This window comes from Streptomyces sp. NBC_00554 (assembly GCF_041431135.1).
GTDB lineage: Bacteria > Actinomycetota > Actinomycetes > Streptomycetales > Streptomycetaceae > Streptomyces.
This window is the reverse complement of the sequence record NZ_CP107799.1, coordinates 2,654,619-2,670,744: the sequence shown is the minus strand read 5'-3', so window position 1 is coordinate 2,670,744 and position 16,126 is coordinate 2,654,619. Positions and strand designations below refer to the sequence as shown.

At 64.4% G+C, this 16,126-nt stretch carries 4 protein-coding genes, 1 tRNA gene and 3 rRNA genes; 7 read left to right on the top strand and 1 reads right to left on the bottom strand.

Annotated elements, in window-relative coordinates; genetic code table 11:
* The first annotated feature begins 402 nt into the window (after window positions 1–402).
* The 5 genes from OG266_RS11545 (at window position 403) to OG266_RS11525 (ending at window position 6,519) form a co-directional block, all read left to right on the top strand.
* Window positions 403–1,930: ribosomal RNA gene (locus OG266_RS11545) — 16S ribosomal RNA — on the top strand.
* A gap of 314 nt (window positions 1,931–2,244) precedes the next feature.
* Window positions 2,245–5,369, top strand: a 23S ribosomal RNA gene (locus tag OG266_RS11540).
* Between the two features lie 87 nt (window positions 5,370–5,456).
* Window positions 5,457–5,573 (top strand): 5S ribosomal RNA (rrf, locus tag OG266_RS11535).
* The 16S, 23S and 5S rRNA genes sit together here, the layout of an rRNA operon.
* Window positions 5,574–5,686: 113 nt before the next feature.
* On the top strand, window positions 5,687–6,349 hold the full coding sequence (locus tag OG266_RS11530) for a DegT/DnrJ/EryC1/StrS family aminotransferase (RefSeq protein ID WP_266475058.1): 663 nt from the start codon (window positions 5,687–5,689) through the stop codon (window positions 6,347–6,349).
* 97 nt (window positions 6,350–6,446) lie between these two features.
* Window positions 6,447–6,519 (top strand) — tRNA-Thr (locus OG266_RS11525).
* Window positions 6,520–6,580: 61 nt separating this feature from the next.
* Here the strand turns inward: OG266_RS11525 and OG266_RS11520 are convergent.
* On the bottom strand, window positions 6,581–9,322 hold the full coding sequence (locus tag OG266_RS11520) for a SpoIIE family protein phosphatase (RefSeq protein ID WP_266474418.1): 2,742 nt from the start codon (window positions 9,320–9,322) through the stop codon (window positions 6,581–6,583).
* A gap of 316 nt (window positions 9,323–9,638) precedes the next feature.
* Between OG266_RS11520 and OG266_RS11515 the strand changes: the two genes are divergently transcribed.
* Window positions 9,639–15,140 (top strand): HAMP domain-containing protein, encoded by a 5,502-nt coding sequence (locus OG266_RS11515; RefSeq protein WP_371545239.1) that lies wholly within the window; start codon window positions 9,639–9,641, stop codon window positions 15,138–15,140.
* Window positions 15,141–15,396: 256 nt separating this feature from the next.
* The gene (locus tag OG266_RS11510) at window positions 15,397–16,080 is read left to right on the top strand and encodes a two-component system response regulator (protein ID WP_266474415.1); all 684 of its coding nucleotides are present in this window, start codon (window positions 15,397–15,399) and stop codon (window positions 16,078–16,080) included.
* The last annotated feature ends 46 nt before the right edge of the window (window positions 16,081–16,126 follow it).

Sequence of the window (16,126 nt, the reverse complement as noted above, 5' to 3'; positions counted from 1 at the left end):
GTGCGCCGGAACCAGTCCCCGAACGGGGCGGGAATTCCGACTCAGAACTTCTGATAAAGTCGGAGCCGCTGGAAAGGGAAACGCGAAAGCGGAAACCTGGAAAGCACCGAGGAAATCGGATCGGGAAACGGTCTGATAGAGTCGGAAACGCAAGACCGAAGGGAAACTGCCCGGAGGAAAGCCTGAGAGTCTCTCGGGTGAGTACAAAGGAAGCGTCCGTTCCTTGAGAACTCAACAGCGTGCCAAAAATCAACGCCAAGTTTGTTGATACCCCGTCTCCGGTCATCATGGCTGGGACGAGGTTCCTTTGAAGTAAAACATCAGCGAGGACGCTGTGGACCGTGGGGATTATTCCTCCCTTCGGTTCCGCTCTCGTGGTGTCGTCCCGATTACGGGAAAACATTCACGGAGAGTTTGATCCTGGCTCAGGACGAACGCTGGCGGCGTGCTTAACACATGCAAGTCGAACGATGAAGCCTTTCGGGGTGGATTAGTGGCGAACGGGTGAGTAACACGTGGGCAATCTGCCCTTCACTCTGGGACAAGCCCTGGAAACGGGGTCTAATACCGGATAACACTCCTGCCCGCATGGGTGGGGGTTAAAAGCTCCGGCGGTGAAGGATGAGCCCGCGGCCTATCAGCTTGTTGGTGAGGTAGTGGCTCACCAAGGCGACGACGGGTAGCCGGCCTGAGAGGGCGACCGGCCACACTGGGACTGAGACACGGCCCAGACTCCTACGGGAGGCAGCAGTGGGGAATATTGCACAATGGGCGAAAGCCTGATGCAGCGACGCCGCGTGAGGGATGACGGCCTTCGGGTTGTAAACCTCTTTCAGCAGGGAAGAAGCGAAAGTGACGGTACCTGCAGAAGAAGCGCCGGCTAACTACGTGCCAGCAGCCGCGGTAATACGTAGGGCGCAAGCGTTGTCCGGAATTATTGGGCGTAAAGAGCTCGTAGGCGGCTTGTCGCGTCGGTTGTGAAAGCCCGGGGCTTAACCCCGGGTCTGCAGTCGATACGGGCAGGCTAGAGTGTGGTAGGGGAGATCGGAATTCCTGGTGTAGCGGTGAAATGCGCAGATATCAGGAGGAACACCGGTGGCGAAGGCGGATCTCTGGGCCATTACTGACGCTGAGGAGCGAAAGCGTGGGGAGCGAACAGGATTAGATACCCTGGTAGTCCACGCCGTAAACGGTGGGAACTAGGTGTTGGCGACATTCCACGTCGTCGGTGCCGCAGCTAACGCATTAAGTTCCCCGCCTGGGGAGTACGGCCGCAAGGCTAAAACTCAAAGGAATTGACGGGGGCCCGCACAAGCAGCGGAGCATGTGGCTTAATTCGACGCAACGCGAAGAACCTTACCAAGGCTTGACATACGCCGGAAAGCATCAGAGATGGTGCCCCCCTTGTGGTCGGTGTACAGGTGGTGCATGGCTGTCGTCAGCTCGTGTCGTGAGATGTTGGGTTAAGTCCCGCAACGAGCGCAACCCTTGTTCTGTGTTGCCAGCATGCCCTTCGGGGTGATGGGGACTCACAGGAGACTGCCGGGGTCAACTCGGAGGAAGGTGGGGACGACGTCAAGTCATCATGCCCCTTATGTCTTGGGCTGCACACGTGCTACAATGGCAGGTACAATGAGCTGCGATGCCGCGAGGCGGAGCGAATCTCAAAAAGCCTGTCTCAGTTCGGATTGGGGTCTGCAACTCGACCCCATGAAGTCGGAGTTGCTAGTAATCGCAGATCAGCATTGCTGCGGTGAATACGTTCCCGGGCCTTGTACACACCGCCCGTCACGTCACGAAAGTCGGTAACACCCGAAGCCGGTGGCCCAACCCCCTTGTGGGGAGGGAGCTGTCGAAGGTGGGACTGGCGATTGGGACGAAGTCGTAACAAGGTAGCCGTACCGGAAGGTGCGGCTGGATCACCTCCTTTCTAAGGAGCACTTCTTACCGATCCCTCCGGGGTGAGGTCAGAGGCCAGTACATCGGCGTACGTCCGGTGCTGGTTGCTCATGGGTGGAACGTTGATTATTCGGCCCTCTCAGTCATCTCGGGCTGCAAGTACTGTCCTTCGGGGCGTGGAAAGCTGATCATGAGTGGCGAGGGTGCCGGGCACGCTGTTGGGTGTCTGAAGGCACGGCCGTGAGGTCGTTCTTCAGTGCCGGCCCCAGTGAACTCGCCCGTGAGGGTGGGGTGGTGGGTGGTTGGTCGTTGTTTGAGAACTGCACAGTGGACGCGAGCATCTGTGGCCAAGTTTTTAAGGGCGCACGGTGGATGCCTTGGCACCAGGAACCGATGAAGGACGTGGGAGGCCACGATAGTCCCCGGGGAGCCGTCAACCAGGCTTTGATCCGGGGGTTTCCGAATGGGGAAACCCGGCAGTCGTCATGGGCTGTCACCCATACCTGAACACATAGGGTATGTGGAGGGAACGCGGGGAAGTGAAACATCTCAGTACCCGCAGGAAGAGAAAACAACCGTGATTCCGGGAGTAGTGGCGAGCGAAACTGGATGAGGCTAAACCATATGCGTGTGAGACCCGGCAGGGGTTGCGTATATGGGGTTGTGGGATTTCTCTTTCACGGTCTGCCGATCGTGAGACGAGTCAGAAACCGTTGATGTAGGCGAAGGACATGCGAAAGGTCCGGCGTAGAGGGTAAGACCCCCGTAGTCGAAACGTCAACGGCTCGTTTGAGAAACACCCAAGTAGCACGGGGCCCGAGAAATCCCGTGTGAATCTGGCGGGACCACCCGCTAAGCCTAAATATTCCCTGGTGACCGATAGCGGATAGTACCGTGAGGGAATGGTGAAAAGTACCGCGGGAGCGGAGTGAAATAGTACCTGAAACCGTGTGCCTACAAGCCGTGGGAGCGTCGCGCATCAAGTTTACTTGGTGCGTCGTGACTGCGTGCCTTTTGAAGAATGAGCCTGCGAGTTTGCGGTGTGTTGCGAGGTTAACCCGTGTGGGGAAGCCGTAGCGAAAGCGAGTCCGAATAGGGCGATTTAGTAGCGCGCTCAAGACCCGAAGCGGAGTGATCTAGCCATGGGCAGGTTGAAGCGGCTGTAAGAGGTCGTGGAGGACCGAACCCACCAGGGTTGAAAACCTGGGGGATGACCTGTGGTTAGGGGTGAAAGGCCAATCAAACTCCGTGATAGCTGGTTCTCCCCGAAATGCATTTAGGTGCAGCGTCGTGTGTTTCTTGCCGGAGGTAGAGCACTGGATAGGCGATGGGCCCTACCGGGTTACTGACCTTAGCCAAACTCCGAATGCCGGTAAGTGAGAGCACGGCAGTGAGACTGTGGGGGATAAGCTCCATGGTCGAGAGGGAAACAGCCCAGAGCATCGACTAAGGCCCCTAAGCGTACGCTAAGTGGGAAAGGATGTGGAGTCGCACAGACAACCAGGAGGTTGGCTTAGAAGCAGCCACCCTTGAAAGAGTGCGTAATAGCTCACTGGTCTAGTGATTCCGCGCCGACAATGTAGCGGGGCTCAAGCGTACCGCCGAAGTCGTGTCATTCCAGCACATACCCCCAACGGGGGCTGGGATGGGTAGGGGAGCGTCGTGTGCCGGGTGAAGCCGCAGCGGAAGCTAGTGGTGGACGGTTCACGAGTGAGAATGCAGGCATGAGTAGCGATACACACGTGAGAAACGTGTGCGCCGATTGACTAAGGGTTCCTGGGTCAAGCTGATCTGCCCAGGGTAAGTCGGGACCTAAGGCGAGGCCGACAGGCGTAGTCGATGGATAACCGGTTGATATTCCGGTACCCGCTGTGAAGCGTCAAACATTGAATCCAGTAATGCTAAGCCCGTGAAGCCGTCCTGATCTCTTCGGAGTTGAGGGAAGTGGTGGAGCCGGTGACCCGAGCTGGTAGTAGGTGAGTGATGGGGTGACGCAGGAAGGTAGTCCATCCCGGGCGGTGGTTGTCCCGGGGTAAGGGTGTAGGCCGTGTGATAGGTAAATCCGTCGCACATTAAGGCTGAGACCTGATGCCGAGCCGATTGTGGTGAAGTGGATGATCCTATGCTGTCGAGAAAAGCCTCTAGCGAGTTTCATGGCGGCCCGTACCCTAAACCGACTCAGGTGGTCAGGTAGAGAATACCGAGGCGTTCGGGTGAACTATGGTTAAGGAACTCGGCAAAATGCCCCCGTAACTTCGGGAGAAGGGGGGCCATCACCGGTGATAGCACTTGCTGCTTGAGCTGGGGGTGGCCGCAGAGACCAGCGAGAAGCGACTGTTTACTAAAAACACAGGTCCGTGCGAAGCCGTAAGGCGATGTATACGGACTGACGCCTGCCCGGTGCTGGAACGTTAAGGGGACCGGTTAGTGCACTTTCGGGTGTGCAGAAGCTGAGAACTTAAGCGCCAGTAAACGGCGGTGGTAACTATAACCATCCTAAGGTAGCGAAATTCCTTGTCGGGTAAGTTCCGACCTGCACGAATGGCGTAACGACTTCTCGACTGTCTCAACCATAGGCCCGGTGAAATTGCACTACGAGTAAAGATGCTCGTTTCGCGCAGCAGGACGGAAAGACCCCGGGACCTTTACTATAGTTTGATATTGGTGTTCGGTTCGGCTTGTGTAGGATAGCTGGGAGACTGTGAAGCTTGAGCGCCAGCTCAGGTGGAGTCGTCGTTGAAATACCAGTCTGGTCGTGCTGGATGTCTAACCTGGGTCCGTGATCCGGATCAGGGACAGTGTCTGATGGGTAGTTTAACTGGGGCGGTTGCCTCCTAAAGAGTAACGGAGGCGCCCAAAGGTTCCCTCAGCCTGGTTGGTAATCAGGTGTTGAGTGTAAGTGCACAAGGGAGCTTGACTGTGAGACCGACGGGTCGAGCAGGGACGAAAGTCGGGACTAGTGATCCGGCGGTGGCTTGTGGAAGCGCCGTCGCTCAACGGATAAAAGGTACCCCGGGGATAACAGGCTGATCTTCCCCAAGAGTCCATATCGACGGGATGGTTTGGCACCTCGATGTCGGCTCGTCGCATCCTGGGGCTGGAGTCGGTCCCAAGGGTTGGGCTGTTCGCCCATTAAAGCGGTACGCGAGCTGGGTTTAGAACGTCGTGAGACAGTTCGGTCCCTATCCGCTGCGCGCGCAGGAATATTGAGAAGGGCTGTCCCTAGTACGAGAGGACCGGGACGGACGAACCTCTGGTGTGCCAGTTGTCCTGCCAAGGGCATGGCTGGTTGGCTACGTTCGGGAGGGATAACCGCTGAAAGCATCTAAGCGGGAAGCCTGCTTCGAGATGAGTATTCCCACCCCTTGAGGGGTTAAGGCTCCCAGTAGACGACTGGGTTGATAGGCCAGATGTGGAAGCCCAGTAATGGGCGAAGCTGACTGGTACTAATAGGCCGAGGGCTTGTCCTCAGTTGCTCGCGTCCACTGTGTTGGTTCTGAAACCACGAACAACCGTCGTAGCCATGCCACGGCTCCGGTTGACAAGTTTCACCGTGTTTCGGTGGTCATAGCGTGAGGGAAACGCCCGGTTACATTCCGAACCCGGAAGCTAAGCCTCACAGCGCCGATGGTACTGCAGGGGGGACCCTGTGGGAGAGTAGGACGCCGCCGAACTATCTTTAGAGAGCTGGTCCCTGAACTTCGGTTCAGGGACCAGCTCTTTTTTGTTTTGCGTTACTTGAAATTCACGTTGCGCGACCAACATCCACTACATGGGTACTGCCGCAATGCTCAGGGCCGCGGGCGTAGGAGCCGGTGACGAGGTCATCGTGCCGGCCTTCGGGAACGTCGAGGTCGCCGAGGCCGCCGCCGAGGCCGGTGCAGCCGTCGCGTTCGCCGACATCGACCCGATGACGTACTGCCTGGACGCCGACGCGGTCGAAGCCGTCGTGACTCCGCGGACGGCGGCCATCGTCGTCGTACACCGCTTCGGGCGGTCTGCGGACATGATGCGGCTGCGGGAGATCGGACAGCGGCACGGGCTTCTGGTGCTGGAGCAGGGCGAGTCCGAGGCGCCGTACGACGAGATCGCGCAGCGTAGGGCGCGGGCCGCGTATCTCGATGCGCGACTGCGCGGGGTGAGGACGCCGGACGGGGGCGACGGGCACACGTACCAGCAGTACGTCGTGCGGGTGCCGGGCAATGGGCGGCCGGACCGCGACGCCTTCGCACGGGCCGTGCGCGCCAGGGGAGTTGAGTGCCGGGTGCCGGTGAAGACGCCTGTGCACCGTATGGCCGGGTTCCGTCGGGACGTGTACCTTCCGGAGACCGAGCGGGCCGCGGACGAGACACTCGTGCTGCCCGTGGACGCGGCGTTGACCAAGCGGGAGATGCAGCGGATCGTCTCCGCGTGCAATGCGCTCGGCGGACTGGTGCAGCCCGCGCTCTGACCCAACGGGACGGGCGTACGGGACGGGTTGGGAACACGCTTCCGTTCGGGGTATGATCTATCTCGTTGCCGCGAGGGAAACCTCGAAAAGGCGACTGGCCCCCCTAGCTCAGTCGGTAGAGCGTCTCCATGGTAAGGAGAAGGTCAACGGTTCGATTCCGTTGGGGGGCTCGAGAGATAAAGGGCCTCCGCCCTTACGGGCGGGGGCCTTTGTCGTATCCCGAAGCGTTTCTCAGTCCTTCTGGAGGCCCGGAACGCGCATCGCCAGAATCGCCATGTCGTCGGACGGGGCGTCGGAGGCGAAGCGTTCGACCGCGCGCATGATGCGGGCGGCCACCGCGCCCGCTGTGAGGCCTGTGCAGGTGGTGAGGACGTCGATGAGGCCGTCGTCGCCGAGCATGCGGGTGCCCTCGCGGCGTTCCGTGACGCCGTCCGTGACGCAGAGGAGCACGTCGCCGGGGTCGAGCGTGATGGTCTGCTCGTAGAGCTCCAGGTCGTCCATGACGCCCAGCAGCGGCTGCGGTTCGGCAGCCGGTTCGACTGTGCCGTCCTGGCGCAGGCGGAGCGGGAGCGGGTGGCCGGCGCAGACCACCTTCAGGAGCGCCGAGCCGTCCTCCTGGGGCCACAACTCGCCGTACAGGAGCGTGAGGAAGCGGCTGCGGGCTCCCTCGTCGAGGATCGCGGAGTTCAGGCGCTCCAGGACGGCCGGGCCGGTGAAGCCCTCGCGGGCGAGCAGCCTGAGAGCGTGCCGGGCCAGGCCGGTGACCGCCGCTGCCTCCGGGCCCGTACCGCAGACGTCGCCGATGGCGAAGCCGTACGCGCCGTCGCGGATCGGGAAGAGGTCGTAGAAGTCGCCGCCGACCTCATTGCCCTCGCCGGCCGCTCGGTAGATGACCTCGACCTCGACGCCCTCGATGTGGGGGAGTTCCGGGGGCAGGAGGCTGCGCTGGAGGGACTGGCTGATGGCCGTGCGCTCCGAGTACAGGCGGGCGTTGTCGAGGGCCAGGGCGGCCCTGCGGCTCAAGTCCTCGGCGAGTTCCAGGATTTCCTGGCGGAAGTGCTCGTCGGAGGGCTTGCCGAGGGTCAGCATGCCGATGACGCGGTTGCGGGCCACCAGGGGGAGTACGACCGTTTCGCCGCCGACTGCCGCGGCTGTGGCGAGAGTTGTGCCGATGCCCGAGCTGAGCGACGCGCGTTCGCCGAGGCTGCGCATGGAGGTGCGCAGCGCTGCCTCGTGGGCCGCCTCGCCGGGTGCCGACCAGACTCGGGCGCCCGGGGTGGGGACCGGGTCCGGCGGGGCGATCTTCGACAGCAACGCCTTGAGACCGTCGATGCGTTCCTCGTCCTCGTGCAGGACGTACGAGAGATACGGCTCGGAGGCCTGGTCGGCGATCGTGTAGACGGCGCACCAGGTGGCCAGGGTCGGGACCGTCATCTGGGCCATCAGGGCCAGTGTCTGGTCGCGGTCCAGGGTGCCGGCGAGCAGGTCGGAGGCCTCTACGAGGAAGGAGAGTGAGCCGCGTCGCAGGCGTTCCAGCTCGCCCAGGCGGGCGGATTCCACCGCGAGCGCGATGCGGTCGGCGGCGAACTGGAGGCGCAGGGCCTCCTCGTTGGAGTATCTGCCCTGTCCCTCGGCGGCGACGCCGAGTGAGCCGGTGAGGCGGCCCTCGACCTTCAGCGGGACCGTGACGACCGAGCGCATGCCGGTGCCGCTCAGGAGGGGCACGGCGCCGGGGACGACCGTCAAGTCCTCGTGTACGGCGGGCATACGGGCCGAGCCGTACCGTCCGGGGCCCGCTTCGACGGGGACGCGGGCGAAGCGCTGGCGGGCGGAGGGGAGGCCGGTGGACGCTCGTACCTCCAACTCCGTTTCGTCGTCGGTCGCCAGGAGCAGGAAGGCGGAGTCGCCGTCGAGCATGTCGCGGGCGCGCTCCACGGTGCGCTGGAGGAGGCCGTCCAGGTCGTCGGGGGCCGGGGAGCCGATGAAGACCTCGAAGGGATCGGAGGCCTGGCCCTCGGAGCTGGTGGTGGTGTCGGTCGCCGAGACGCGCAACGGGGTCTGGAGGACGGCGCGTTCGTGGTCCCTTACCAGAAGGCAGACCGTGGAGGGCTCGCCACCCGTGTCTCGTACCCGAAGGTGTGAAGCGTAGACGGGAGTTACCCGGCCGTTGGCGCCGCGGACGCCGTACGTGCCTTCCCAGCGCGAGAGTTGGAGGGCCTCGACGATGCCGGTGCTGGTGCCCGGGGTGTGCGGCCAGGCGGCGAGGTCGGTGAGCGGCTTGCCGATGACCAACTCGGCCGTGTAGCCGAAGAGATCCTCCGCGTCCTCGTTCCACGCGTTGATCGCGCCGGTCCGGTCGATCTGGACGACCGCGACGCGTACCCGGCCGTCGGCGAGCGGGAGGAGGTCGGCCGGCAGGGCCGGGCCCGCGGTGCGTGTGCCCACCGCGCGCTCGGGGAGTTCGAGCTGGAACCAGACCTGCTTCTGCGTGGGTGTGTACTCGACGCCCCAGCGGCCTGCCAGGGCCGCGCAGAGCTGGAGGCCGCGGCCGCCCTCGTTGTCCGGGCTGCCCATGTTGACAGCCGTTCCCTGGAGTGGAATTTCACGTTCCGGGTAGCGGTCCGCCACCTCGATGCGCACGCCGTCGTCGCTGCGCAGACACAAGACGTCAGCGGAGGTGCCCGCATGTACTACGGCATTGGTGACCAGCTCGCTCGTGAGGACCACGGCGTCGTCGACGATGTCGGCGAAGCCCCAGCCCTGGAGGGTGTCACGTACGAAGGAGCGGGCGGTCGCGACCGATCGCCCCACGGGATCGAAACTGGCGGCCGCGCGCGCGGTGATCACAGAACTCCTTGTCCGGTTTTCGGCATGCGAGGCTCCGTGGCCGACCCGCTCCTGCCGGGGCAGAACGTGGTTCCCCGTCGGTCGGGGATCCTGGGGCGGTCCCCCAGGATGCAGTCCGGTGGTCATGGTGCGGCGCCCCTCCGATGCCTGCCCGCTCGTGCTCGTGCCACCGCCCAGGCCGGACGGGACCGGCGCGGCTGGACAGCCGCATGCAAGGTTACTTACCTTCGCCGTCCATGCGGATGCCGGTCGCACTGTTTCCGCCCTGAGGTGTGCGGACGGTGTGCGAAGCTGCCGAACTGTTATGGCCTGGTTCAGGCATGGTGAAACACTGGGCAAGCTTCAGGAGAAGGTCCGGGCAGGGTGAGTGCCTTCCAGAACGCCGAGCAGTAGTACCCGAGTACGCCAAGCAGTAATGGTCGACCCTTGTGGGAGGGACACAGTGGAGTCTGGCGCAGCGACGCGGGGCACTGAGACGCGCGCGAAAGGCGGACGGTCCCTGAACAACCAGCGCCCACCGCGCAACGGCACCACCGAGGTGGATACCGCTGCGCTGAACCGGCTGATGGCAGCCCTGGTGTCGATGCGGGACGGAAACTTCCGCAAGCGGCTCACGGTCTCCGGCGACGGCGTGATGTCCGAGATCGCGGCGGTTTTCAACGAGGTGGCCGACCGGAATCTGCATCTGACGGGTGAGTTGTCGCGGGTGCGGCGCATGGTCGGGCGTGAGGGAAAGCTCACGGAACGGCTGGAAGCGGGGGCCTCCGAGGGGTCCTGGGCGGCCGCGATCGACGCCTCGAACGCGCTCGTCGACGATCTCGTACGGCCCGTCTCCGAGGTCGGCCGGGTGCTGTCGGCGGTGGCGGAGGGCGATCTGTCGCCGCGGATGGACCTGCGGGCGCAGGCGGCGGACGGGAACGGGCACCCGCTGCGCGGTGAGTTCCTCAAGGTCGGGCGCACGGTCAACAACCTGGTCGACCAGTTGTCGACGTTCACCGACGAGGTCACGCGAGTGGCCAGCGAGGTGGGTACCGAGGGCAAACTGGGCGGGCAGGCCCGGGTGCGCGGTATGTCCGGTTCGTGGAAGGACCTCACGGACTCGGTCAACACCATGGCGTACCGGCTGACGGCTCAGGTGCGTGACATCGCTCTCGTGACGACGGCGGTCGCCAAGGGTGACTTGTCCCGGAAGGTCACGGTTCACGTGGCCGGCGAGATGCTGGAGCTGAAGGAAACCGTCAATACGATGGTGGACCAGCTCTCTTCGTTCTCCTCCGAGGTGACGCGAGTCGCGCGCGAGGTGGGTACGGAGGGTGAGCTCGGCGGTCAGGCGCAGGTGCCGGGTGTGGCGGGTGTGTGGAAAGACCTCACCGATTCGGTGAATCTTATGGCCGGGAATCTGACGGCCCAGGTGCGCGGGATCGCGCAGGTCACGACAGCGGTCGCCAGCGGTGATCTGTCACAGAAGGTGACGGTTTCCGCGCGTGGTGAGGTGGCGCAGCTCGCCGAGACCATCAACCAGATGACCGAGACGCTGCGGACGTTCGCCGACGAGGTCACGCGCGTCGCGAATGAGGTCGGTGGCGAGGGGCGGCTCGGCGGGCAGGCGAACGTGCCGGGTGCGGCGGGTACCTGGAAGGACCTGACGGACTCCGTCAACACGGTCTTCCGGAACCTGACCACTCAGGTGCGCGACATCGCCGCGGTGACGACGGCCGTGGCCAACGGTGACCTCTCGCAGAAGGTCAGCGTCGAGGTCGCCGGCGAGATGCTGGAGCTGAAGAACACCGTCAACACGATGGTCGACCAGCTGTCGTCCTTCGGTGCCGAGGTCACGCGCGTGGCGCGCGAGATCGGTGTCGAGGGTGAACTGGGCGGGCAGGCGCAGGTGCCGGGCGCGGCGGGTACGTGGAAGGACCTGACGGACTCGGTCAACACGGCCTTCCGGAACCTGACCGGTCAGGTCCGCAACATCGCGCAGGTGACGACGGCGGTCGCCAACGGCGATCTGTCGCAGAAGGTCACCGTCGATGTCTCCGGCGAGATGCTTCAGCTGAAGAACACCGTGAACACCATGGTGGATCAGCTGTCCTCGTTCGCCGACCAGGTCACGCGGATGGCCCGGGACGTGGGCACCGAGGGCCGCCTCGGCGGTCAGGCCCGCGTGGACGGCGTATCGGGTACGTGGAAGGAACTCACCGACTCCGTCAACTTCATGGCGGGGAACCTGACTTCGCAGGTACGGCAGATCGCGCAGGTCACGACCGCTGTGGCCCGGGGCGATCTCTCCCAGAAGATCGACGTGGACGCGCGCGGCGAGATCCTGGAGCTGAAGAACACCATCAACACGATGGTCGACCAGCTCTCCGCCTTCGCGGACCAGGTGACGCGGGTGGCGCGTGACGTGGGTACGGAGGGGCGGCTCGGCGGGCAGGCGCAGGTGCCCGGTGTCGCCGGTGTGTGGCGTGACCTGACGGACTCCGTGAACGGCATGGCGGGCAACCTCACCGCTCAGGTGCGGAACATCGCGCAGGTCGCGACTGCGGTGGCCCGCGGTGACCTGTCGCAGAAGATCGACGTGGACGCGCGCGGCGAGATCCTGGAGCTGAAGAACACCCTCAACACGATGGTGGACCAGCTCTCGAACTTCGCCGAGCAGGTGACGCGGGTGGCCCGCGAGGTGGGCACCGAGGGGCAGTTGGGCGGCCAGGCCGAGGTGCAGGGTGTCTCCGGCACCTGGAAGGACCTCACCCAGTCGGTGAACTTCATGGCGAACAACCTCACCATTCAGGTGCGGAACATCGCCGAGGTCACGACGGCGGTCGCCAAGGGTGACCTCTCGAAGAAGATCACCGTCGACGCGAAGGGCGAGATCCTCGAACTCGTCACCACCGTCAACACGATGGTCGACCAGCTGTCCAACTTCGCCGAGCAGGTGACCCTGGTGGCCCGCGAGGTGGGCACCGAGGGCAACCTGGGCGGCCAGGCGCGGGTGCCGGGTGTCACGGGCATCTGGAAGGACCTGAGCGACAACGTCAACGTGATGGCCAACAACCTGACCAACCAGGTGCGGAACATCTCGCAGGTCGCGGCCGCGGTGGCCAACGGTGACCTCACCAAGACGGTCACCGTCGAGGCGAGCGGTGAGGTCGCCCAGCTCGCCGACACCGTCAACACGATGGTGAAGACGCTGAGTTCGTTCGCCGACCAGGTCACCAAGGTGGCCCGCGAGGTGGGCACGGACGGCATCCTCGGCGGCCAGGCGCACGTACCGGGGGTCGCCGGCACGTGGAAGGACCTCACCGAGTCCGTGAACGGCATGGCGTCGAACCTCACCGGCCAGGTGCGCAACATCGCGATGGTCACCACGGCCATCGCGAAGGGTGATCTGACCAAGAAGATCGACATCGACGCGCGCGGCGAGATGCTGGAGCTCAAGACCACCATCAACACGATGGTCGACCAGCTGTCCTCCTTCGCCGAGGAGGTCACCCGAGTCGCCCGCGAGGTGGGCACGGAAGGCCAGCTGGGCGGCCAGGCGCGGGTACGTGACGTCGACGGCACCTGGCGCGACCTCACGGAGTCCGTGAACGAGATGGCCGGGAACCTCACCCGGCAGGTGCGTGCCATGGCGCGCGTGGCGACCGCGGTGACCCGCGGCGACCTGAACCTGAAGATCGACGTGGACGCCTCCGGCGAGATGCAGGAGCTGCAGGACTACATCAACAAGATGATCGCCAACCTGCGCGACACCACCATCGCCAACAAGGAGCAGGACTGGCTCAAGGGCAACCTCGCCCGCATCTCCGCCCTGATGCAGGGCCGCCGCGACCTCGACGACGTGGCCTCGCTGATCATGAGCGAGCTGACCCCTGTCGTCGCCGCGCAGCACGGTGCGTTCTTCCTCTCCATGCCGCTCGTCGACGGCAAGGACGCGACGGCCGAGGACGAGGACGCGTACGAGCTGCGGATGCTCGGGTCGTACGGCTACTCGATGGGCTCCATGCCGACCTCCTTCCGGCCCGGTGAGGCGCTGATCGGGACGGCCGCCAAGGAGAAGCGCACGATCCTCGTGGAGAACGCTCCGAGCGGCTACCTGAAGATCTCCTCCGGGCTCGGTGAGGCGCCGCCGGCGCAGGTGATCGTCCTTCCGGTGCTCTTCGAAGCGACCGTGCTCGGCGTCATCGAGCTGGCGTCCTTCACGCCGTTCACGCAGATCCAGAAGGACTTCCTCAACCAGATCGCCGAGATGATCGCGACGAGCGTCAACACCATCTCCGTCAACACCAAGACGGAGGTGCTGCTGAAGCAGTCGCAGGAGCTGACCGAGCAGCTCCAGGAGCGGTCGGCCGAGTTGGAGAGCCGGCAGAAGGCACTCCAGGACTCCAACGCACAGTTGGAGGAGAAGGCCGAGCAGCTCGCCCAGCAGAACCGCGACATCGAGGTCAAGAACACCGAGATCGAGGAAGCCCGGCAGGTCCTGGAGGAGCGCGCCGAGCAGCTCGCCGTCTCGATGCGCTACAAGAGCGAGTTCCTGGCGAACATGTCGCACGAGCTGCGTACGCCGCTCAACTCCCTGCTGATCCTGGCCAAGCTGCTCGCCGACAACGCGGACTCGAACCTCACCCCGAAGCAGGTGGAGTTCGCCGAGACGATCCACGGCGCGGGCTCGGACCTGCTCCAGCTGATCAACGACATCCTCGATCTGTCGAAGGTCGAGGCGGGCAAGATGGACGTGTCCCCGACACGCATCGCGCTGGTCCAACTCGTCGACTACGTAGAGGCCACTTTCCGTCCGCTGACGGCAGAGAAGGGCCTCGACTTCTCCGTACGTGTGTCGCCGGAACTGCCCGCCACGCTGCACACCGACGAACAGCGCCTCCTCCAGGTGCTGCGCAACCTGCTGTCCAACGCGGTGAAGTTCACCGACTCCGGAGCGGTCGAGCTGGTGATCAGGCCCGCCGGCGCGGAGGTTCCGGTGGCCATTCGGGAGCAGCTCCTGGAGGCGGGTTCGCTGCGGGACGCGGACGCCGACCTGATCGCGTTCTCCGTGACGGACACCGGCATCGGGATCGCGGCCAGCAAGATGAGGGTGATCTTCGAGGCCTTCAAGCAGGCGGACGGCACGACGAGCCGCAAGTACGGCGGTACGGGCCTCGGGCTCTCCATCTCGCGGGAGATCGCGCGGCTGTTGGGCGGCGAGATCCACGCGCAGAGCGAGCCCGGACGTGGCTCCACGTTCACGCTGTATTTGCCCCTGCACCCCAGCGAACTGCCGCCCCAGGGCTATGGGCAGCTCGCGCCGGCGCTGGAGGCCGGGGAGTTGCTCGCCTCAGAGGCGGAGCTGGCCTCGGCCGGCATCGAGACGCCGGCCGAGGTGAGGTCGTACCAGGACACCCAGAACGGGCCCGCCGCGCTCTTCCGGCGGCGCCGCAGGACGGTGTCCACGGCCGAGCAGCCGAGCGCGCTGACGAGGCAGCCGGACGGCTCCTCGGGCGCGGCTCAGGAGCAGTGGGTGCCAGGGGGCCGGCAGGACGCGGCGCCGCAGCCGCGCCGCGGGATCCGGTTCGAGGGCGAGAAGGTGCTGATCGTCGACGACGACATCCGCAACGTGTTCGCGCTGACCAGTGTGCTGGAGCAGCACGGCCTCTCGGTGCTGTACGCGGAGAACGGGCGCGAGGGCATCGAAGTCCTGGAGCAGCACGACGATGTGACGGTCGTGCTGATGGACATCATGATGCCGGAGATGGACGGCTACGCGACGACGACGGCGATTCGCCGGATGCCGCAGTTCGCGGGGCTGCCGATCATCGCGCTCACGGCGAAGGCGATGAAGGGCGACCGGGAGAAGGCCATCGAGTCGGGCGCTTCCGACTACGTGACCAAGCCGGTCGATCCCGATCATCTGCTCTCGGTGATGGAGCAGTGGATGCGTGAACAGTGACATTCTCTTGTCGGGACCGTTGTCCGGCCGCTCGTTCTCGCATAACTGACTGTGGCCGACGCCGTGTAGAAGTACGGGATTCGGGGAACCTTCTGGTCTCCCGCTACGTTTCTGCTACGTGCACAGTGACATCGCGGTGACAGGGTGTGGCGACAGGCGGGGTGCGGCTACCATGACCGGCACAAGGACGGGCGGCGCAACGGAGTCGTCCCCTGGGGCGGCGCCCGGTGCACTGCCGGGGCGAGGAGGGCGGGCCATGGTGCAGAAGGCCAAGATCCTCCTGGTCGATGACCGGCCGGAGAATCTGCTGGCGCTGGAGGCGATCCTCTCCGCGCTCGATCAGACACTGGTGCGGGCATCGTCCGGGGAGGAAGCGCTCAAAGCACTACTCACGGACGACTTCGCGGTCATTTTGCTGGACGTCCAGATGCCGGGCATGGACGGTTTCGAAACCGCCGCGCACATCAAGCGGCGAGAACGGACCCGGGACATCCCGATCATCTTCCTCACCGCCATCAACCATGGCCCGCATCACACCTTCCGGGGATATGCGGCAGGTGCGGTGGACTACATCTCCAAGCCGTTCGACCCATGGGTGCTGCGCGCGAAGGTCTCCGTCTTCGTCGAGCTCTACATGAAGAACTGCCAACTCCGGGAGCAGGCGGCGCTGCTGCGGCTCCAGTTGGAGGGTGGCGGCAAGGCGACGCTGGGCGAGGCCAAGGAGCCCGCCGGGCTGCTCGCCGAACTCTCCGCGCGGCTCGCGGCCGTTGAGGAGCAGGCAGAGGCGCTGTCCAAGCAGCTCGACGACGACTCGGCGGACGCGGCGGCGGTGGCGACCGCGGCCCATCTCGAACGCAAACTCACGGGGTTGCGCAGGGCGCTGGACGCGTTGGAGCCGGGTACGGGGAGTGGCGCGGCTTCGGTGCCGTCGCAGAACTGAGCGGGCCGGCCGGAGAGTGGGCGTACCCCTGGCCGGGTGTCGCCAC